Raw genomic sequence first — 19,682 nt, forward strand, 5'->3', positions numbered from 1 at the left:
AGATGGCGCTTATTCAGTGGAAATTTTGATTTCCTGACGAAAGTAATATCCCCCCTATCAGGGTATTTTGGTTCACCGCCGTCGCCTCTATAATTTACGTTCGCGCATTGCAACCGCTCGTCAACGGCTTTTCGGCTCCCGCGTGAGGCCCGTCGGCGATAATTTGGCACGGCCATGGCTTCTGTTTCTACACTTTAAGACAGCCGGCGATCAAGCGGCGAGTACAACGCAGAACTAATTATTGCTTATATAATAGTTTCACCACCCATGCCCGCCTGTGAAAAACGTGTTATATGATGGAGATACGCACACTGCGGCCACCAACGGGCCATAAGTCCGCCGCGACGCTCACCGCGCAGACCGGCCGCCCGCGCTCTTTTGAGGAATAATCATGTTCGCAGACCAAGGCCCTATGCTTCTTAACGCGCATTTCGGCACCAACAGCCCCTACTGGCGGTTGGCGTTTGACAGCAACGCCCTGGAACTGTCCGCCGTCAAAGGAAAAGCCCACCTGGCGGTGGCGCTCAGCGCCATGCAAGCGGCAAAAATCCGCCGGCTGAGCGGCGTTACCGCCAGCCTCGACCTCAGCATTACGCTGGCCGGCGAACAGATACACCTGCATCTGGTGGGAAGACGCGTCAACAAGCTGGAATGGGCCGGCACCGCCTCCGCCTTCAGCGATACCCAGTCGGTAGCGCGTGACCTGGTGCACGGCCTGTCCTTCGCCGAACAGGTGGTCTCGGAAGCCAACTCTGTGATCGTGATTGTCGATCAGCACGGCCGCATTCAACGCTTCAATCGCCTGAGCGAGGAATATACCGGGCTGCATGAGCATGACGTGATCGGCAAAAACGTCTTTCAGCTGTTCATGAGCCCCGAAGAGGCCGCCGCCTCCAGGCGCAACATCGCCGGTTTCTTTCGCAACGGCTCCTCCTACGAGGTGGAGCGCTGGATAAAAACGGTCAAAGGCGAGCGGCTGTTCCTGTTTCGCAACAAGTTCGTCCACAGCGGCAGCGGCAAAAACGAGGTGTTCCTGATTTGCTCCGGCACCGACATCACCGAAGAGCGGCGCGCGCAGGAGCGGCTGCGGGTGCTGGCCAATACCGATATCATTACCGGCCTGCCCAACCGCAACGCCATCCAGGATAAAATCACCCGGGCCATCGCCAACCGCCAGGACGACAACGTCGGGCTGGTGTATCTCGATCTCGACAATTTCAAGAAGGTGAACGACGCCTACGGCCACATGTTCGGCGACCGTCTGCTGGTCGAGGTCTCGCTGGCGATCCTCGGCTGCCTGAGCCCGGACCAGGTGCTGGCCCGGCTGGGCGGCGACGAATTCCTGGTGCTGGCGCAGCAGGCCAACCGCGAAATGCTGCAAACCCTGGCGCAGCGCATCATCGATCGGCTGAAAACCCCCTTCCGCATCGGCCTGATCGAAGTCTATACCGGCTGCTCGATCGGCATCGCGCTGTGCCCGGAGCACGGCAACGATCTCGACAGCCTGATCCGCAGCGCCGATACCGCCATGTACGTGGCCAAAGAGCAGGGCAAGCGCACCTATACCGTGTTTTCGCCGGAAATGAACAGGCGCGTCGCCGAATACATGTGGCTGGACACCAACCTGCGCAAAGGGCTGGAGCAGAACCAACTGGTGGTTTATTACCAGCCGAAGATCGACGCGCGCAGCGGCGAAGTGCACAGCGTGGAGGCCCTGGTGCGCTGGGATTCGCCGGAGCGCGGGCTGATCCCGCCGCTGCAGTTCATCTCGTACGCCGAGGAGTCCGGGCTGATCGGCCCGCTGGGGCAATGGGTGCTGCAGACCGCCGCCGGGCAAGCGGCGCAGTGGCAGCGGCAGGGGCTGAACCTGCGGGTGGCGGTCAATCTGTCCGCCCGGCAGTTGGCCGACGACGGCATCGTCGACGCGCTGATCGGCATGTTGCATCACCATCGGATGACGCCCTGCCTGCTGGACTTCGAGCTGACCGAAAGCAGCCTGATTGAAGACGAAGCGCGCGCGCGGGCGTTGATCACCCGGCTGCGTGAGTTGGGCGCTCAGGTGCATCTTGACGATTTTGGCACCGGCTATTCATCGCTGGCCCAGCTGGCGCGCATTCCCCTGGACGCCATCAAGCTGGATAAAAGCTTTGTGCGCGGGGTAGACGCCAACCCGGTGTCGCAATCGCTGGTTCGCGCCATCGTTGCGGCGGCGGAGGCGCTGGCATTCAGAGTGATCGCCGAAGGCGTGGAGACCGAAAGCGAAAACCGCTTCCTCGACGAGGTCGGCGTGGATGAAAAACAGGGCTTCCTGTTTGCGCGGCCAATGCTCCCGGCGCAGCTGGAACATTGGCTGCGGTCATATCGCCCGCACACCCCCTCAGCGTGATGCGGGCGAGTCAAGGTTAGCCGGCACGCCGCAGGTTGAGCGTATGGCGGTCCTGCAGCATCACCAGCCGTTCAATGTAGGCGCGGTCCTTTTCCTCGATGGTGAAGGCGGAATGCACCCAGTCCTCGGTGATATCCATCAGCTCGGAGCGCGTCAGCTGCAACACCCGCTGGCGCGCGCGCAACATGGCGCGCATGCCGTTCAGCCTGGGCCGAATGGTGTCGATAAAGGTGCGGGTGGCCACATAGGCGTCGCCGGGCTGGAACAGCTGATCCACCAATCCGCGGCTTTCAAACCATTCGGCGGTGTGCGACTCGCCGCCCCAGATCAACTCCTCCGCCAGCCGCATGCCGGCCTTGCGCGCCACCAGCGAATACCCGCCCATGCCGGGGAACAGGTTGAAGGCGATCTCCGGGAAGCCCATGCGCGCGTTGTTCTGCGCCAGCACAAAATGGTGCGCCAGCGCCGCTTCGAATCCGCCGCCCAGCGCGCTGCCTTCGACCATCGCGATGCTCACCGCGCCGGTGTCGAAACCGCGCGCCGCCGCATGCACGCAATCGATGCAGGCGCGAGCATAGGCCATCATCGCCTCACGCTTGCGGTTTTTGATCGCCTCGGCGAAGAACTGCAGGTCGCCGCCGACGTTGAACATGTTCGGCACCAGTGAACCGGTAACCCAAAAGTCGAACTGCAGCGATGACTCTTTCGCCGCCTGCGCCAGCGTCATGATGTCTTCAATCAGCGCCTGATTGAAGCACGGACGCGGCTCGGCGCGCAGCAGCATCCACATGATGTGCCGCTCCTCCTCGTAATAGGCGGAGATCTGCGTCAGGTTGCCCGCTTCGGTAAACGGACGACAGGTGGGGTGATTAAGTAATTTCATATGACCTTCCATTTCTCTGTTGATAACCGGTGAAACCGTTCCAGCCCCTACGGCTGCGGCGGCGCGACGGACGATAAACCGCCGCGCCACATCATGAGTAAACGCTTTCTCTTCGATGAAACAGATAAAAATTGGCGGGTAACGAGTGAAAAAAACCGCGCCGGGACTGGGCTCGCATAAGAATTTTACCTATCGGCCACCCCCGGCGTTTCATGCCGCAGGCTAACGCGCTAAGCTCGGAAATGCCCCCTTTGCCGCGCCGGGCGGCCAAATCGCCGGGCGTTTTGGCTATAATCAAATTCGAGACATGCTATTTATCGTTAAGGAAATCGTGAAGTAATGCCTACAGGACCAGATAAAGAACGCCGTCAGCCGCCGCAGGAACAGCAGCCCAAGCCGCTTATCGCCATCAAAACCGGCCATGAAAAGATCGACCGCCGCATCTCCGGTTTTTCACGCCTGGTGGAGCGCATCAAAGCCTGGCCGAGCATCGCGCATTTGCTGCGCGCCGCCGAACGTTTCAACGATCGCCTGGGCAGCCAGTTCGGCGCAGCCATCACCTACTTCTCCTTCCTGTCGCTGATCCCCATTCTGATGGTGTCGTTCGCCGCCGTGGGCTTCGTGCTGGCGTCCAATCCCGATCTGTTGGCCAGCCTGATCAACAAGATGGTCGGCAGCATCAGCGATCCGACGCTCGCCGGCACGCTGAAGAACACCGTCAATACCGCCATTCAGCAGCGCACCACCGTTGGGCTGACCGGTCTGGCGCTGGCGCTGTATTCGGGCATCAGCTGGATGGGCAACCTGCGCGAAGCGATCCGCGCCCAGTCGCGCGATGTCTGGGAGCGCAACCCGCAGGACCAGGAGAAAATCTACTTCAAGTACACCCGCGACTTTATCTCGCTGACCGGCCTGGTGGTGGCGCTGATCGTCACGCTGTCGCTGACCTCTATCGCCGGTTCGGCGCAGGCGGCGATCGTCAAGGCGCTGGGGCTGGACGGCATCGAGTGGCTGCGGCCGGCGATGACGCTGATTGCGCTGTCGATCTCCATTTTCGCCAATTACCTGTTGTTCTTGTGGATCTTCTGGATGCTGCCGCGCCATAAGCCGAAGAAAAAAGCGCTGCTGCGCGGCACGCTGTTGGCCGCCATCGGCTTCGAAGTGATCAAGTTCGTGATGACCATGACCTTGCCGCAGGTGGCGAAATCGCCCTCGGGCGCCGCCTTCGGTTCGGTGATTGGGCTGATGGCCTTCTTCTACTTCTTCGCCCGCCTGACGCTATTTTGCGCCGCCTGGATCGCCACCGCGCAGTACAAAGAGGATAAAACCCTGCCGGAGCAGCCGCCGCCGGCGCCCTGAAGCAACGCAATCATGCCGGCCACATCGCCGTGGCCGGCATTTTATTTTGGCATTAAGGCCAAAAACCAGCATATAACGCCAAAACAAGCGCCACCCGGTCGGCAAAAACAGCATAACAAACTAGCCAATAACTTTTCTTTCCCGTTTTTACAGCCGTTACATCTGCTTATCGACAATTTCCCAATGTTTCCGTCTGCAAGATTGAGCTCCGATAAAACATTAATCTTTTTAACCGCTTAATCACCGCATTGTACAAAGTTGCAGCATTGAAAAGGCATTTTGCTATGTCTAAGATGGATTTTTACAAATTCCAAATATAAGAAACATTATGCAAGCCTCCATCGCAACAACTCTGGACGCCGACGAAGCGTCAACACCGGTAAACTCACGCGGAAAAGTGATTGTCGCCTCGCTGGTCGGCACCGCCATCGAGTTTTTCGACTTCTATATCTACGCCACCGCGGCGGTGATCGTCTTCCCGCATATCTTCTTCCCGCAGGGCGATCCGACCACCGCCACGCTGCAGTCGCTGGCCACCTTCGCGGTCGCCTTCGTCGCGCGGCCAATCGGCTCTGCGCTGTTCGGCCACTTCGGCGACCGCGTCGGGCGCAAGGTGACGCTGGTCGCCTCGCTGCTGACCATGGGGATCTCCACCGTACTGATCGGCCTGCTGCCGAGCTACGAAACCATCGGCATCTTCGCGCCGATCCTGCTGGCGCTGGCGCGCTTTGGTCAGGGGCTGGGGTTGGGCGGCGAATGGGGCGGCGCGGCCTTGCTGGCGACCGAAAACGCGCCGGCCAAAAAGCGGGCGCTGTACGGCTCGTTCCCGCAGCTCGGCGCGCCGATCGGCTTCTTCTTCGCCAACGGCACTTTCCTGCTGCTGTCATGGCTGCTGACCGACCAGCAATTTATGGAATGGGGCTGGCGCGTGCCCTTCATTCTCTCCGCCACCTTGGTGTTGATCGGCCTGTACGTGCGGGTATCGCTGCACGAGACCCCGGTGTTCGCCAAGGTCGCCAAGGCCGGCAAGCAGGTGAAAATCCCGCTCGGCACCCTGCTGAGCAAGCACCTGAAGGCCACCATCCTCGGCACCTTCATCATGCTGGCGACCTACACGCTGTTCTACCTGATGACGGTGTATTCGATGACCTACGGCACCACGCCGCAGCCGCTGGGCCTGGGCTACTCGCGCAACAGCTTCCTGTGGATGCTGATGGTGGCGGTGATCGGTTTCGGCGTGATGGTGCCGATCGCCGGCCTGCTGGCGGACGCCTTTGGCCGCCGCAAGACCATGATTGTCATTACCCTGCTGATGATTGGCTTCGCCTTCCTGTTCCCGAGCATGCTGGGCTCCGGCAATCAGGCGCTGGTGATGGGCTTTCTGCTGTGCGGCCTGAGCATCATGGGCCTGACCTTCGGCCCGATGGGCGCGCTGCTGCCGGAGCTGTTCCCGACCGAGGTGCGCTATACCGGCGCTTCGTTCTCCTACAACGTGGCGTCGATCCTCGGCGCGTCGGTGGCGCCTTATATCGCCACCTGGCTGGCGACCCGCTACGGGCTGTTCTACGTCGGCATGTACCTGGCGGCGATGGCCACCCTGACGCTGATCGCCCTGCTGCTGATGAAAGAAACCCGCCACCAGTCGCTGTAACCCCACCGTCGGCCCCCTGCTGCGGGGGCCGCACGCGTTGTTTGTCTCCTGTCATAAAAGCCGACTATGCTGAGAGCTTCTCTCCGTATCGGGATTTGCTGATGTCTGTACGTCGTGGATGGCTATTGTGCGTTGCGCTGCTGGCGGTGGTGGCCGCCGCGCTCTATTTTTGGCTGAAGCCCTCGCACCCGGATGCGCTGTGGCGCATCGTCAGCCGGCAGTGCGTGCCCAATCAGCAGGCGCATGGCAATCCGGCGCCCTGCGCGCAGGTGGCGCTGCCGGACGGTTTCGTGGTGTTTAAGGATCGCAACGGGCCGCTGCAGTATTTGCTGATGCCGAGCGCTAAAATCACTGGCATCGAAAGCCCGGCGGTGCTGGACGCCGCCACGCCGAATTTCTTTGCCCAGGCCTGGCGAGCGCGCCACTTTATGGCCGAACGCTATGGCAGACCGATCGACGATGCCGATATCTCGCTGGCGATCAACTCGGAATACGGTCGCACGCAAAACCAGCTGCACATTCATATTTCCTGCCTGCTGCCGGCGGTAAAAAGCCGCCTGGCGCAGATTGGGCCCGCGTTTACCGAACAGTGGCAGCCGATGCCCGGCGGCCTGCTGGGGCACGACTACCTGGCGCGCCGGGTGACGCCGGCCGAGCTGCAGCGCCAGGGTGCCTTTCGCCTGCTGGCGCAGGGCGTTAAACGCACCGAGGGGCGCATGGGCAGCTTCGGGCTGGCGATGACCGCGCTGCCGGACGGCGATTTTCTGCTGCTGGCGACCGAACGCAGCCTGTTGCCGTTCACCCTGGCCTCGGCGGAGGAGATCCAGGACCATCGCTGCCCGACGCTTGATCCGCGGCCATAGCTATTTTTTCTTTTTCATCTCCTGCAGGATCTGCCCGCACGGGTTCTCCTCGCCGCCGTCGCTCGGCGAGACCAGCGCCAGCAGCGCCGCCGCCGGCGTTAGCACCACCCCCAACGCCACCGCCGCCGCCCCGCGCGCGATCAACGGCCCGGCCTTCACCCCGGCGTCCGGGTGTTTGAACGAGCCCTTCACGTACAGCGGCGAGCGCAGGGTCAGCACGCGCATGCCCTTGCTTTCCGGATCGATGGACAGGTCCAGCCGCTCGGTGGCGAAGTTGGTGTTGCCGGTGACGTTGATGATGGCGTTCTCGGTATCGAACACCAGCAGCCGCGGCGCCGCAACGCCGTCGCGAATGCCGACGTCCGCCGCCGCGCAGTTGATGCCCACCACGTCGTCGCCGAACAGCTGCGCCACCAGATAGTTGCCGACGTTCAGGCCAAGGATTTCCATCAGGCTGCGGCTGATCACCCCGTTGTTGATCAACAGCCGCAGATCGCCGCCGCTGCTCGCCAGCAATTCCGCCACCGAATTGCCGCGGCCGGTCAGTTTGGCATCGCCGTTCAACTGCCCGAGGCTGCGCTTCATCGACTCCACGTCCGGCAGCAGCTGCTTGAGCTGGAACTTGCGCGCATGCATATCCACCCGCCCCTGCATCGGACTTTTGCCGCCGTCCAGCCGCACGCTGGAGTTCAAATTGCCGCCCGCCACGCCAAAGCGCAGCGGATCCAGCAGCAGCACCCCTTTATCCAGCTGCAGATGGGTGTAAAGGTCGCTGAGCGGCAGCGAACCGCCGCGCTCGATGCGTTTGGCGGTAAACTCGACGTCCGCATCCATCAGGCCCCAGCTCTGGGTGTCAAACGTCTCCACCGGCAGCACCTTGTCGGCCGGCTGGCGGCTCTTCTCGCCGCGCCCGGCCTTTTCGGCGTTGGGATCCGCGCCGATCAGCGGCGCCAGGTCGGCCAGCCGCAGCTGCTTCGACACCACCTCGCCGCTCAGCTTTGGCCGCGGTTGGCTGGCGACGTACTTCAGATCGCCGTGAATATCGCTGTCGCCGATTTTGCCGTCGAACTTCTGGTACCGGAACACCGCGCCGCCTTTCTCATGCAGCCGGGCGATCAGATGGCCGTCGGTGGCGTACGGCGGCGTATTCGGCAGCAGCACGCCGGTCAACCCGTACAGGTTGCTCAGGCTGTCGCCGGAAAATTTAAGCTGCAGATCCAGCCCGCCCAGGTTCAGCGGATCGGACAGGGTGCCGGCCACCGCCACCCGGGTGGCGCCGGAACGCACGTCGGCCTGCAGCGGGAAAGGCAGATCGGCGTTCTGCAGCGACAGCATGCCGCCAATCTTGCCGCTGCCGACCAGCGGCTCGCCGTGGTACCTGCCCTTCACCTGCCAGCCAAACGCGTAGTCGGGGGTGGCGGCCCGGTTTGCGTCGCGTTTGCCGGTGACTTCGCTGAACGGCAGCGGCTTGCCGAGCGGATCGACGGTGGCGCGGAAGTCCGCCTTCAGGGTGGCGTCTTTGAACGTTATCTGCCCGCGGTCGAACACGATGTCATGGATATTGACCGACCAGGCCGACGGCGGCTGACTGGCATCCTGACCGTTCGCCAGGTTAAAGGTCCAGTTATTGTCGCCGTTGGCCAGCCGCTGCAACGAAGCCTGCGGCTGTTTCAACCAGATGCGCGGGATCAGCACTTCCTTGCCCAGCAGCGCCAGCGGCGCGATGCTGGCGTCGACGCGTTTGAGCGTCGCCATGCCGTCGCCGGGAATATTGGGCGGGTTGCCCAGCCAGACGTCTTCGGCGTGGATATGCGGCCAGGGCACCCAGGCGCGCCAGCCGCCCTCATCCTTGTTGCGCGTCCAGTCGACGCCCAGATCGCCGCGGATCTCGAAGCGGCGCTGCAGCTCGGCCGACACCTTGTCATTGAGGGTCGGCTTGAGCCGATTCCAGTCGAAGGTCATGATGAAAATCGCCAGCGCGGCGACCAGCAGCAGTAAAATGCCGCCAACCCAGCTGAAAGCTTTTCCTGTTCTTGTCATAACGGCGTCCCTATGCGCAATAACCCGCTGCCGGGTAAAGAATAGATTGATAAGCAGCTGTTATTAAGCCTAGCCGAGGATAGGCCTGAGTTCACGCTTCGGGATCAGGGGGCGGGGGCGGCGAACAGCGTCGGCAGACTGTGCAGCGTTTCAAAACGCGCCGGGCGGGAAAGGTAATAGCCCTGGGCGGCCAACGCGCCGGATCGCTGCACCAGCAGCCATTCCTGTTCGGTCTCCACGCCTTCGACGATCACCCCATCGCTGTGTTGATTCATCAATCTGACCAGGGTGGTGAGCAGTTGAACCCCTTCGTCGGTTTGTTTGAGCAAGGTGAATAATTCGCGCGCCACCTTAATGTATTGATAGCGCCAGGCGCCGACGGCGGAGAAGTTCGCCAGGCCGCTGCCGAAGTCATCCAGCCACAGCCGTTCCGCGCCGGCGATCTGCTGCAGCGGGCCGCTCAGCGCCCTCTCGGCATGCTCCACCAGCTCAAAACGCAGGTAGGGCATGGCGGCGATTTGCCGCTGCAGCGCACGGTGATGCTGCAGCGCCTGCAGCGCTACGCCGTCGATATTCACCGACACCATCAGCGCATGGCGACTGAACAGCGCCTGCCACCGCTGCAGCAGCGCCAGCTGCTCCTGAATGATCCGCAAACGCTGCCGAACCCCCAGCGCGGAAAAATAGCGCTCCGGCGACTGCGGTTGGTCCGGCGATGCCGGATGATAAACCGCCGTCAGCAGCTCTAGCGCCAGCAGCGCGCCGCTGGTGCGATAAATCGGCTGGAAGGTATACAAACGCCGGCACCGTCGCCAGTAGTTCCGTGACGTTATGCGTGCGTGCAGGGCAAGGCAGGGCGCCAGCAGGCCCGAGATCAGGTTGGTTATCATCGGTACTATCGCCATGGCGGGGGAATGAAAACGCCGTTGCTGTTTCTTTGCCTGGTTTATCGGCAAGGCGACGCGAAACTTTACCTCCCGAGGTTTGCCGATCGCGATCATAATAAAATAAAACGGCGTTTTATTTATATTGACTCCCCTGGCCCTTGCGTTGAGACTGAGGCTGTTTCCTTTTCTTTCAGCCAGGGCACGTTGACGATGACCACCCAGAACCTTGCCGTGATCGGCGAATGCATGATTGAACTGTCGCAAAAAGGTGCGGACCTCAGCCGCGGCTTTGGCGGCGATACTCTGAACACCGCGGTTTACCTTGCCCGCCAACTGCCGGAGCAGGCGCTGCAGGTGCATTACGTCACCGCCCTGGGCACCGACAGCTTCAGCGAAGAAATGCTGCAGGCCTGGCGGCGTGAAAACGTCAAAACCGATCTGATCCCGCGGCTGGAGAATAAGCTGCCGGGGTTGTACGTGATCGAAACCGACGCCGCAGGCGAGCGCACCTTCTACTACTGGCGCAACGACGCCGCCGCACGCTATTGGCTCGAGGGGCCGCAGGCGGACAGCCTGTGCGCGCAGCTGGCGCAGTTCGATTATCTGTACCTCAGCGGCATCAGCGTGGCGATCCTCAACCCAGGCAGCCGGGCGAAGCTGCTGACGCTGCTGCGCCAGTGCCGCGCCAACGGCGGCAAGGTGATTTTTGACAACAACTACCGGCCGCGTCTGTGGCACAGCCGCGAGGAGACCCAGCGGGCCTACGCCGAGGTGCTGGCCTGCACCGACATCGCCTTCCTGACGCTGGACGACGAAGACCTGCTGTGGGGCCAACAGCCGGTGGAGCGGGTCGTCAGCCGCACGCGCGAATTCGGCGTGGGCGAAATCGTGATCAAACGCGGCGCGGACGCCTGCCTGGTGTTCAGCGCAGAGGGGGAGCAACATGAAGTGCCGGCGATCGCGTTGCCGAAAGACAAAGTGGTGGATACCACCGCCGCCGGGGATTCGTTCAGCGCCGGCTATCTGGCGGTGCGCCTGAGCGGCGGCGATGCGGTGCAGGCCGCCCGACGCGGCCACCTGACCGCCAGCACGGTGATCCAATATCGCGGCGCCATTATCCCGCTGGCGGCTATGCCGCAATAAAAAAAAGCCGGCATCGCTGCCGGCTTTTTCACGCTGCGCGGCGATTAGCCCGCAACGGCGATGCGTTTCATGTCGGTCATGTAGCCACGCAGTTTGCGGCCAACGGATTCGATCGGGTGATTGCGCACCGCTTCGTTCACGTCGCGCAGCTGCGCGTTGTCTACCGCGGTACCGGCAACGGATTTGCCCAGATCGCCCGCCTGCAGGGTGGTCATGAACTCTTTCAGCAACGGCACCGCGGCGTTGGCGAACAGGTAGTTGCCGTACTCGGCGGTGTCGGAGATCACCACGTTCATTTCGTACAGACGCTTGCGCGCAATGGTGTTGGCAATCAGCGGCAGCTCGTGCAGCGATTCATAGTAGGCCGACTCTTCGATGATGCCGGCGTCTACCATGGTTTCGAACGCCAGCTCAACGCCCGCTTTCACCATCGCCACCATCAGCACGCCGTGGTCGAAGTATTCCTGCTCGCTGATTTTGCCTTCGAACTGCGGCGCGTTCTCGAATGCGCTTTGGCCGGTCTCTTCACGCCAGGTCAGCAGCTTCACGTCGTCTTCGGCCCAGTCGGCCATCATGCCGCTGGAGAAGGCGCCGGAGATGATGTCGTCCATGTGTTTCTGGAACAGCGGCGCCATGATCCCTTTCAGTTGCTCGGACAGCGCATAGGCGCGCAGCTTGGCCGGGTTGGACAGGCGATCCATCATCAGGGTGATGCCGCCCTGCTTCAGCGCTTCGGTGATGGTTTCCCAGCCGAACTGAATCAGTTTCTCGGCATAGGCCGGATCGGCGCCATCGGCCACCAGTTTGTCGAAGCACAGCAGCGAACCCGCCTGCAGCATGCCGCACAGGATGGTTTGTTCGCCCATCAGGTCGGATTTCACTTCGGCGACGAAGGAAGATTCCAGCACGCCGGCGCGGTGGCCGCCGGTCGCCGCGGCCCAGGCCTTGGCGATCGCCATGCCTTCGCCCTTCGGATCGTTTTCCGGGTGAACCGCAATCAGGGTCGGCACGCCGAAACCGCGTTTGTACTCTTCACGCACCTCGGTGCCCGGGCACTTCGGCGCCACCATCACCACCGTGATGTCTTTACGCACCTGCTCGCCCACTTCGACGATGTTGAAGCCGTGGGAGTAGCCCAGCGCCGCGCCGTCTTTCATCAGCGGCTGCACGGCGCGCACTACGGATGAGTGCTGCTTGTCCGGCGTCAGGTTGACCACCAGGTCCGCCTGCGGGATCAGCTCTTCGTAAGTGCCCACTTTAAAACCGTTTTCGGTCGCTTTACGCCATGAAGCGCGCTTCTCGTCGATAGCTTCCTTACGCAGGGCGTAAGCGACATCCAGACCCGAGTCGCGCATGTTCAGGCCCTGGTTCAGCCCCTGCGCGCCACAGCCGACAATCACCACTTTTTTGCCTTTCAGGTAGCCTGCTTCATCGGCAAATTCGTCGCGCGCCATAAAACGGCATTTACCCAATTGCGCCAACTGCTGACGCAGGTTCAATGTGTTGAAATAGTTAGCCATGGTGGTGCTCCAGTTAGATGTTGTGTCTTGCTTGTTATTTTCATTCCCCGCCCTGTCTGTGCGGAGATTCGTTAAACTCAATGTATAACAGGAAATGCGTTGCTTAAATTGATATATTACGAACGTGATATTGCAATTTATGCAACACTCTCACTGCGAGCGTACCGATATGGATTTGCGTGATTTAAAGCTGTTCCTCCATCTTGCTGAAAGCCATCACTTTGGCCGCACCGCCAAGGCGATGCACGTCAGCCCGTCGACGCTTTCCCGCCAGATCCAGCGGCTGGAAGAGATCCTCGGGCAGCCGCTGTTTTTACGCGATAACCGCACCGTGCAGCTCACCGACGCCGGCGAGCAGCTGAAGGATTTTGCCCAGCAGACGCTGTTGCAATACCAGCAGCTGAAGCATTCGCTCGGCCAGCACGGCCCTTCGCTAAGCGGCGAGCTGCGGCTGTTTTGTTCGGTCACCGCCGCCTACAGCCACCTGCCGCCGATCCTCGACCGTTTCCGCGCGCAGCATCCGCTGGTGGAAATCAAACTGACCACCGGCGACGCCGCCGACGCGGTCGATAAAGTGCAGACCAACGAGGCCGACCTCGGCATCGCCGGCCGGCCGGAGACGCTGCCCACCAGCGTGGCGTTCACCAAAATCGGCGAAATTCCGCTGGTGCTGATCGCCCCGGCGCTGCCCTGCGCGGTGCGCAGCCAGGCGTTCGCCGAGAAGCCCGACTGGGCCGACATTCCCTTTATCCTGCCGGAGCACGGGCCTTCGCGAAAACGCATCGAGCTGTGGTTCCGCCGCCAGCGCATCAGCAATCCGTTGATTTACGCCACCGTCGGCGGCCATGAAGCCATCGTCTCGATGGTGGCGCTGGGCTGCGGCATTGCGCTGATCCCCAGCGTAGTGGTGGACAACAGCCCGGAACCGGTGCGCAACCGCATTTCGCAGCTGGATAACATCTCGATGGTCGAGCCGTTCGAGCTGGGCGTCTGCGTGCAGAAAAAACGCCTCAGCGATCCGCTGATCGACGCCTTTTGGCGGTTGCTGCATCCCCGCTGACGCGGGGTTTACAGATCCGCCGGGTCGATCTGCTTCATCGCCTCTACCTGCATCAGCCAGTGGTAGAGCGGCTCCAGCTGCAAAAAAGCCTGCGCCAGCGTCCGGGCCAGCCCGGCGCTGAACAGTGTCTCCACCTGAGGATCGGTGGCCATCACGGCAAAGGACTTGCGGTTGTACCAGGTGGCGATCTCCGCCGCCTGCTCTTTCACCAGCGGGCGTTTGTAGCTCTCGCCCACCAGCTCGAACGGCGGCCGGCAACAGGCCGCCGCCTCCAGGAACCGCTGCGGTCGCTGTTTCAGCGTATGGCGAAACAGATCCATGGTCGGCTTGTTGGCGCTGTAATAGCCCAGCCCGTAACGCAGCATGTCCGGCCCCAGTTCGAAGAAATACACCGGCGCATCCTTCCAGTCCTTGCTCGGCCGTTTGAACGTCAGCCACATGCGGCTGCGGTAGCGCGACTTGTCGTGGGAAAAGCGCGTATCGCGGTGAATGCGCGACAGCGTTTTGCCGATCGCCGGCCGGGTTTCGAACTGCGGGTCGATCGCCAGCATGGCCGGCGCAAGCTGTTCCACCAGCGCACGGAACGGCGTCAGCAGCTCGCGATCGTAAACGCCGCGATGGGCTTCGAACCATTCTTTGTCGTTTTCGATCCGCACCTGCTGCAGGAAGTTCAGGCCCTGCTGGCTAAAGCCGGTGAAGGGTTGCGTCATATTCTTTCCCGTAACAATGTTTTTATCGGGGGTTGCGCATGCCTTCCATCAGCCAACGGCGCTTTAGAAAAACGCGCCGGCGCGTCCTGAAATAGGCAACGTACAGATAAAATACCGTCCGATTACTGAAGAAAAAACCGCCAATACCGGCACAGAGCAACATCACGCCATTGGCAATGTCGGTAACATTAGCGCTCCAGGCAACCCATGCACCCACCAGCAACAAACCCAGCATGCCAAGATAATATTTCAGCAATATCACCCCGCTGTTTTTACCCTGTACCAGTTGAAATAGAATGAGCGTCATCCAGACAGCCATGAGCGCGCCGCTACCCATCAGCGTAGCGGCAGAAGCCCTGCCGCCAACGGAAAAGGCCACATCGGCCAATAGCCCCATCGTTCCTGCCAACCCCAGCGTCAGGCAAATCATCAGCAGCATCACATTACCCACCCCCGGCGGTGATAAACGTTGCCCTGGCGTAAGAAAATGTTGCTCCACTTGCTTATCTACACCGGCAAAGACGGCGTGATCGCGCGTGGATACCTGATGTTCCATTTCTCGCCCTTGAGATATCAGGCGACTAATAATCCAATCTGACATCACCTCACCATCTGCGGTAATTTCTGCATGATCCCGACAAAATACTGCCCCGTAGTTTTTACATTAACGGGCGAAGACAAGGTACCGCTAATACCGCTGCCCACAAACGCCATAGAATTATTCAGCGCCGACTGCAATTGCTGACGAAGTCCGTTTTGGATGGCTTCCGTCGGGTAACGTTTTGGGTACAAACCCGTCTTGACCATCTGCTTTAATACCTGATTGGAAATCCCCGGATTTTCCGCCCGAATGATGTTCTCAGTCAGCCGTTTCCTTTCACTGCGCGGCATGCTTTTCAGCCATTCCGCCGCCTTACGCGTCGATATTCTGCGCATTGCGCGGTAGGTCATCGCCGCTTCTTTCAATGCAGCGCCAGCGCTGGCCAAAGAGATGACGTCGAGTATGGTGCTGGTAGCAACGTACCACTGCTCGGAATCCAACTGAGCAAGCTCATCCCCCTTCCCATCATAAAGCTTATTCACACGATACAGACCATTGCCGCACTGCAGGGCACTCGCAGCCATTCCGGCATAGCCTAAATAGGCAATGGCTGAACTCGTGCCACCGGTAAAGGGCACGGCAACACTCCCCGATGCCAGTAAAAAAACGGACACCAGCAGCGTGCCGCAAGAAAGCGCCGCCGAAACCAATTCTTTACTGACGCTCGGTTTAGTCAGGGCTTCAGACATCGTATTGGTCGCCGCAGTACGTGAAGTATGCGCAGCCGTTTTGGTGATAACTACATGGGTAACCTGTGAAGAGGTTGAGTAACCCGTATGTTGTGTCGGCCTGACCAAAAATGAGTTTTGGCCATCAGAAAAAATAATACCCACCCCATGAAAAGCAATGTTGCAATCCAGCGCGTCTTGCAAGGCCTGCAGATTAATGTCCCGATACAGTTCCTGCACATTCGCGTTGCCGGTCATGCGTGCGAACTCGGCGCGGATCAAATTATCTTCTGGGGAACCCAGCGGCGAAGAAAAAGCAGCGGTCATTGTCGTGCATCCCTATACGTCAAAAGTCTTGGCAGTATAAAAACGCACAACAAAATCACAACTTCACAACCCATAAACTGATCTATAGGTCACGATACTTATGGATTTCTTATCAACCCTGCAAAAAAAAGCGGAACGCCGGGTTGTCGGTTTCATCGTGGCAGTCGTAGCCCAGCGCCTGCAGGTGCTGTTCGAACTCGGGCTCGGTCTGCGACAGCTCGAAAGCCGCCAGCACCCGGCCGAAGTCGGTGCCGTGGCTGCGGTAGTGAAACAGCGAAATGTTCCAGTGGGTGCCCAGCGTTTGCAGGAATTTCAGCAGCGCGCCCGGCGACTCCGGGAACTCGAAGCTGTACAGCCGCTCGCGCAGCGGCTTCGACGGGCGCCCGCCGACCATATAACGCACGTGCAGCTTGGCCATTTCGTCATCGGACAGATCCACCACCTGATAGCCGCCGCGGTCCAGCTCATCGATGATCTCCAGCCGCTCGGCGTGGCCGCGCGTCAGGCGCACGCCGACGAAAATGCAGGCGTTGTCCGCATCGGCGTAACGGTAGTTGAACTCGGTCACCGCGCGGCCGCCCAACAGCTGGCAAAACTTGAGGAAGCTGCCCTGCTGTTCCGGAATGGTGACCGCCAGCAGCGCTTCGCGCTGTTCGCCCAGCTCGCAGCGCTCGGAGACATAGCGCAGACCATGGAAGTTCAGGTTGGCGCCGGAGAGCACGTGCGCCAGCCGTTCGCCCTGAATGTTGTGCTGCTGCACGTATTTCTTCAGCCCGGCCAGCGCCAGCGCGCCGGAAGGTTCGGCGATGGCGCGCACGTCTTCGAACAGGTCTTTGACCGCCGCGCAGATGGCGTCGCTGTCGACGGTAATCACGTCGTCCAGGTATTCGCGGCACAGGCGGAAGGTTTCGTCGCCGATGCGTTTCACCGCCACGCCCTCGGCAAACAGCCCGACCCGCGCCAGATCCACCGGCTGCCCGGCATCCAGCGCCGCCCGCAGGCAGGCGGAGTCTTCCGCCTCCACGCCGATCACCTTGATCTGCGGCATCAGCTGTTTGATCAGCACCGCCACGCCGGCCGCCAGGCCGCCGCCGCCGACCGGCACGAAGACCCGGTCCAGATGCGCGTCCTGCTGCAGCAGCTCCATCGCCAGCGTGCCCTGCCCGGCGATCACCGTCGGGTGATCGAACGGCGGCACAAAGGTCATGCCCTGCTGCTGCGAAAGCTCGATCGCCCTGGCCTTGGCCTCGTCGAAGTTGGCGCCGTGCAGCAGCACTTCGCCGCCGAAGCCGCGCACCGCATCGACCTTGATATCGGCGGTGGAAACCGGCATCACGATCAGCGTTTTAATCCCCAGCCGCTTGCCGGAGAAGGCGACGCCCTGCGCGTGGTTGCCGGCCGAAGCCGTGACCACGCCGCGCGCCTTTTGCTCTTCGTCCAGGCTGGCGATCATCGCGTAGGCCCCGCGCAGCTTAAAGCTGTGCACCGGTTGGCGATCCTCGCGCTTCACCAAAATAGTATTGCCGAGGCGCGAAGATATTTTGCTCATCGCCTGCAGCGGGGTGACCTGAGCCACCTCGTAAACCGGCGAACGGAGCACCGCGCGCAAATATTCCGCGCCGCAGGGGGCGTCGGGTAGGGGTTGTGATGCCGCCATGGCGCTTAGCCTCCCAGCTTGCTTTTGTCGCGCACCGCGCCTTTGTCGGCGCTGGTGGCCAAGGTGGCGTAGGCGCGCAGCGCGAAGGAAACCTGACGCTCGCGATTTTTCGGCGTCCAGGCCAGATCGCCGCGCGCCAGCTCGACTTCGCGACGGGCGGCCAGTTCGCTGTCCGGCACGTCCAGCACCATGCTGCGTTTGGGAATATCGATGTCGATCATGTCGCCGTCTTCAATCAGGGCGATCAGGCCGCCGTTGGCCGCCTCCGGCGAAACGTGCCCGATCGACAGACCGGAGGTGCCGCCGGAGAAGCGGCCGTCGGTGATCAGCGCGCAGGCCTTGCCCAACCCCATCGACTTCAGATAGGTGGTCGGATACAGCATTTCCTGCATGCCCGGCCCGCCCTTCGGCCCTTCGTAGCGGATCACCACTACGTCGCCGGCCACCACTTTGCCGCCGAGGATCGCTTCTACCGCGGTATCCTGGCTTTCATAGACCTTGGCCGGGCCGCGGAAGGTCAGGTTGTCTTTATCGACGCCGGCGGTTTTCACGATGCTGCCGTCTTCCGCCATGTTGCCGTACAGCACCGCCAGGCCGCCCTCCAGGCTGAAGGCGTTTTCCAGCGAGCGGATGCAGCCTTCGGCGCGGTCATCGTCCAGGGTGTCCCAGCGGCAGTCCTGCGAGAACGCCTGAGTGGTGCGGATGCCCGCCGGGCCGGCGCGGAACATTTTCTTCACCTCGGGGTCCTGGGTCAGCATGATGTCGTACTTATCCAGCGTTTCCGACAGCTTCATGCCGAGGATGTTGTCGACGTCGCGGTTCATCAGGCCCGCGCGGTCCAGCTCGCCCAGGATGGCCAGCACGCCGCCGGCGCGGTGCACGTCTTCCATATGGTATTTCTGGGTGCTCGGCGCCACCTTGCACAGGTGCGGCACCTTGCGTGACAGGCGGTCGATGTCCGCCATGGTGAAGTCGACCTCGCCTTCCTGAGCCGCCGCCAGCAGGTGCAGCACGGTGTTGGTCGAACCGCCCATGGCGATATCCAGCGTCATGGCGTTTTCGAACGCCGCCTTGTTGGCGATGCTGCGCGGCAGCGCGCTTTCGTCGTCCTGCTCGTAGTAACGCTTGGTCAGATCCACGATGCGCTTGCCGGCATTCAGGAACAGGTCTTTACGGTCGGCGTGGGTCGCCAGCAGCGAGCCGTTGCCCGGCTGCGACAGGCCCAGCGCCTCGGTCAGGCAGTTCATCGAGTTGGCGGTGAACATGCCGGAACAGGAGCCGCAGGTCGGGCAGGCGGAGCGTTCGATTTGCGCGCTGTCGGCGTCGCTGACGTTCGGGTTGGCGCCCTGGATCATCGCGTCGATCAGGTCCAGCTTGATCAGCTTGTCGGACAGTTTGGTCTTGCCGGCTTCCATCGGGCCGCCGGAAACGAAGATCACCGGAATGTTCAGGCGCAGCGACGCCATCAGCATGCCCGGGGTGATTTTGTCGCAGTTGGAGATGCACACCATCGCATCGGCGCAGTGGGCGTTCACCATGTATTCGACCGAGTCGGCGATCAGCTCGCGCGACGGCAGGGAATAGAGCATGCCGCCGTGGCCCATGGCGATGCCGTCGTCCACCGCGATGGTGTTGAACTCTTTGGCGACGCCGCCGGAGGCTTCAATCTGTTCGGCAACCAGCTTGCCCAGATCGCGCAGGTGCACATGGCCCGGAACAAACTGGGTAAAGGAGTTGACCACCGCAATAATCGGCTTGCCGAAATCGGCGTCGGTCATCCCGGTCGCGCGCCATAATGCGCGGGCACCCGCCATGTTGCGGCCGTGGGTGGTGGTGGCGGAACGGTACTTAGGCATGCTCTTCACTCCAAATGTATTTATTGCAGGCGGCGAACGAACCGCCTGGATATTCTTATCTTGTCTGTCGT

Annotated in this window: 15 protein-coding genes; 6 read left to right on the plus strand and 9 right to left on the minus strand. The window is 61.3% G+C overall.

The features are described from left to right. The first annotated feature begins 391 nt into the window (after positions 1-391). Positions 392-2,386: a cyclic di-GMP phosphodiesterase gene (gene pdeR, locus CKW09_RS23360; RefSeq protein ID WP_061800296.1), complete on the plus strand. Its 1,995-nt coding sequence runs from the start codon at positions 392-394 to the stop codon at positions 2,384-2,386. Positions 2,387-2,402: 16 nt separating this feature from the next. Here pdeR and CKW09_RS23365 read toward each other — a convergent pair whose 3' ends face one another. Continuing rightward, positions 2,403-3,269: a crotonase/enoyl-CoA hydratase family protein gene (locus CKW09_RS23365; protein WP_061800297.1), complete on the minus strand. Its 867-nt coding sequence runs from the start codon at positions 3,267-3,269 to the stop codon at positions 2,403-2,405. A gap of 339 nt (positions 3,270-3,608) precedes the next feature. Here CKW09_RS23365 and yhjD point away from each other — a divergent pair, with 339 nt between their 5' ends. The 3 genes from yhjD (at position 3,609) to CKW09_RS23380 (ending at position 7,142) form a co-directional block, all read left to right on the plus strand. After that, positions 3,609-4,628 (plus strand): inner membrane protein YhjD, encoded by a 1,020-nt coding sequence (yhjD, locus tag CKW09_RS23370; RefSeq protein WP_095099771.1) that lies wholly within the window; start codon positions 3,609-3,611, stop codon positions 4,626-4,628. A 328-nt stretch (positions 4,629-4,956) separates the two neighbouring features. Then, a complete protein-coding gene (locus CKW09_RS23375) occupies positions 4,957-6,279 on the plus strand; it encodes an MFS transporter (protein WP_095099774.1) in 1,323 nt (440 codons plus the stop codon). A 101-nt stretch (positions 6,280-6,380) separates the two neighbouring features. Then, the gene (locus CKW09_RS23380; RefSeq protein WP_061800342.1) at positions 6,381-7,142 is read left to right on the plus strand and encodes a CDP-diacylglycerol diphosphatase; all 762 of its coding nucleotides are present in this window, start codon (positions 6,381-6,383) and stop codon (positions 7,140-7,142) included. On the opposite strand, the gene CKW09_RS23385 is transcribed toward CKW09_RS23380, so the two are convergent. Continuing rightward, positions 7,143-9,182: an AsmA family protein gene (locus CKW09_RS23385; protein WP_095099776.1), complete on the minus strand. Its 2,040-nt coding sequence runs from the start codon at positions 9,180-9,182 to the stop codon at positions 7,143-7,145. A gap of 104 nt (positions 9,183-9,286) precedes the next feature. After that, positions 9,287-10,072, minus strand: a complete 786-nt coding sequence (gene pdeH, locus CKW09_RS23390) for a cyclic-guanylate-specific phosphodiesterase (RefSeq protein ID WP_095099779.1) — start codon at positions 10,070-10,072, stop codon at positions 9,287-9,289. Positions 10,073-10,279: 207 nt separating this feature from the next. Here pdeH and kdgK point away from each other — a divergent pair, with 207 nt between their 5' ends. Continuing rightward, positions 10,280-11,212 (plus strand): 2-dehydro-3-deoxygluconokinase, encoded by a 933-nt coding sequence (kdgK, locus tag CKW09_RS23395; RefSeq protein WP_061800304.1) that lies wholly within the window; start codon positions 10,280-10,282, stop codon positions 11,210-11,212. A 44-nt stretch (positions 11,213-11,256) separates the two neighbouring features. On the opposite strand, the gene ilvC is transcribed toward kdgK, so the two are convergent. Then, a complete protein-coding gene (gene ilvC, locus CKW09_RS23400; RefSeq protein ID WP_061800307.1) occupies positions 11,257-12,732 on the minus strand; it encodes a ketol-acid reductoisomerase in 1,476 nt (491 codons plus the stop codon). Positions 12,733-12,901: 169 nt separating this feature from the next. Here ilvC and ilvY point away from each other — a divergent pair, with 169 nt between their 5' ends. Further along, on the plus strand, positions 12,902-13,792 hold the full coding sequence (ilvY, locus tag CKW09_RS23405; RefSeq protein WP_061800309.1) for an HTH-type transcriptional activator IlvY: 891 nt from the start codon (positions 12,902-12,904) through the stop codon (positions 13,790-13,792). An 8-nt stretch (positions 13,793-13,800) separates the two neighbouring features. Here the strand turns inward: ilvY and CKW09_RS23410 are convergent, their stop codons facing one another. The 5 genes from CKW09_RS23410 to ilvD form a co-directional block, all read right to left on the minus strand. Continuing rightward, the gene (locus CKW09_RS23410; RefSeq protein ID WP_095099782.1) at positions 13,801-14,502 is read right to left on the minus strand and encodes a DUF2461 domain-containing protein; all 702 of its coding nucleotides are present in this window, start codon (positions 14,500-14,502) and stop codon (positions 13,801-13,803) included. Between the two features lie 22 nt (positions 14,503-14,524). Beyond that, a complete protein-coding gene (locus tag CKW09_RS23415) occupies positions 14,525-15,103 on the minus strand; it encodes a hypothetical protein (RefSeq protein WP_061800312.1) in 579 nt (192 codons plus the stop codon). Further along, on the minus strand, positions 15,103-16,098 hold the full coding sequence (locus CKW09_RS23420) for a hypothetical protein (RefSeq protein ID WP_095099785.1): 996 nt from the start codon (positions 16,096-16,098) through the stop codon (positions 15,103-15,105). Before CKW09_RS23420 ends, CKW09_RS23415 begins: the two co-directional genes overlap by 1 nt. A gap of 112 nt (positions 16,099-16,210) precedes the next feature. After that, a complete protein-coding gene (gene ilvA / locus CKW09_RS23425) occupies positions 16,211-17,755 on the minus strand; it encodes a threonine ammonia-lyase, biosynthetic (protein ID WP_061800316.1) in 1,545 nt (514 codons plus the stop codon). Positions 17,756-17,760: 5 nt separating this feature from the next. Next, positions 17,761-19,611 carry a dihydroxy-acid dehydratase gene (gene ilvD, locus CKW09_RS23430; RefSeq protein ID WP_061800317.1) on the minus strand — a complete coding sequence of 617 codons (1,851 nt, stop codon included), beginning with the start codon at positions 19,609-19,611 and terminating at the stop codon, positions 17,761-17,763. Between the last annotated feature and the right edge of the window lie 71 nt (positions 19,612-19,682).

This window comes from Serratia ficaria (assembly GCF_900187015.1).
GTDB lineage: Bacteria > Pseudomonadota > Gammaproteobacteria > Enterobacterales > Enterobacteriaceae > Serratia > Serratia ficaria.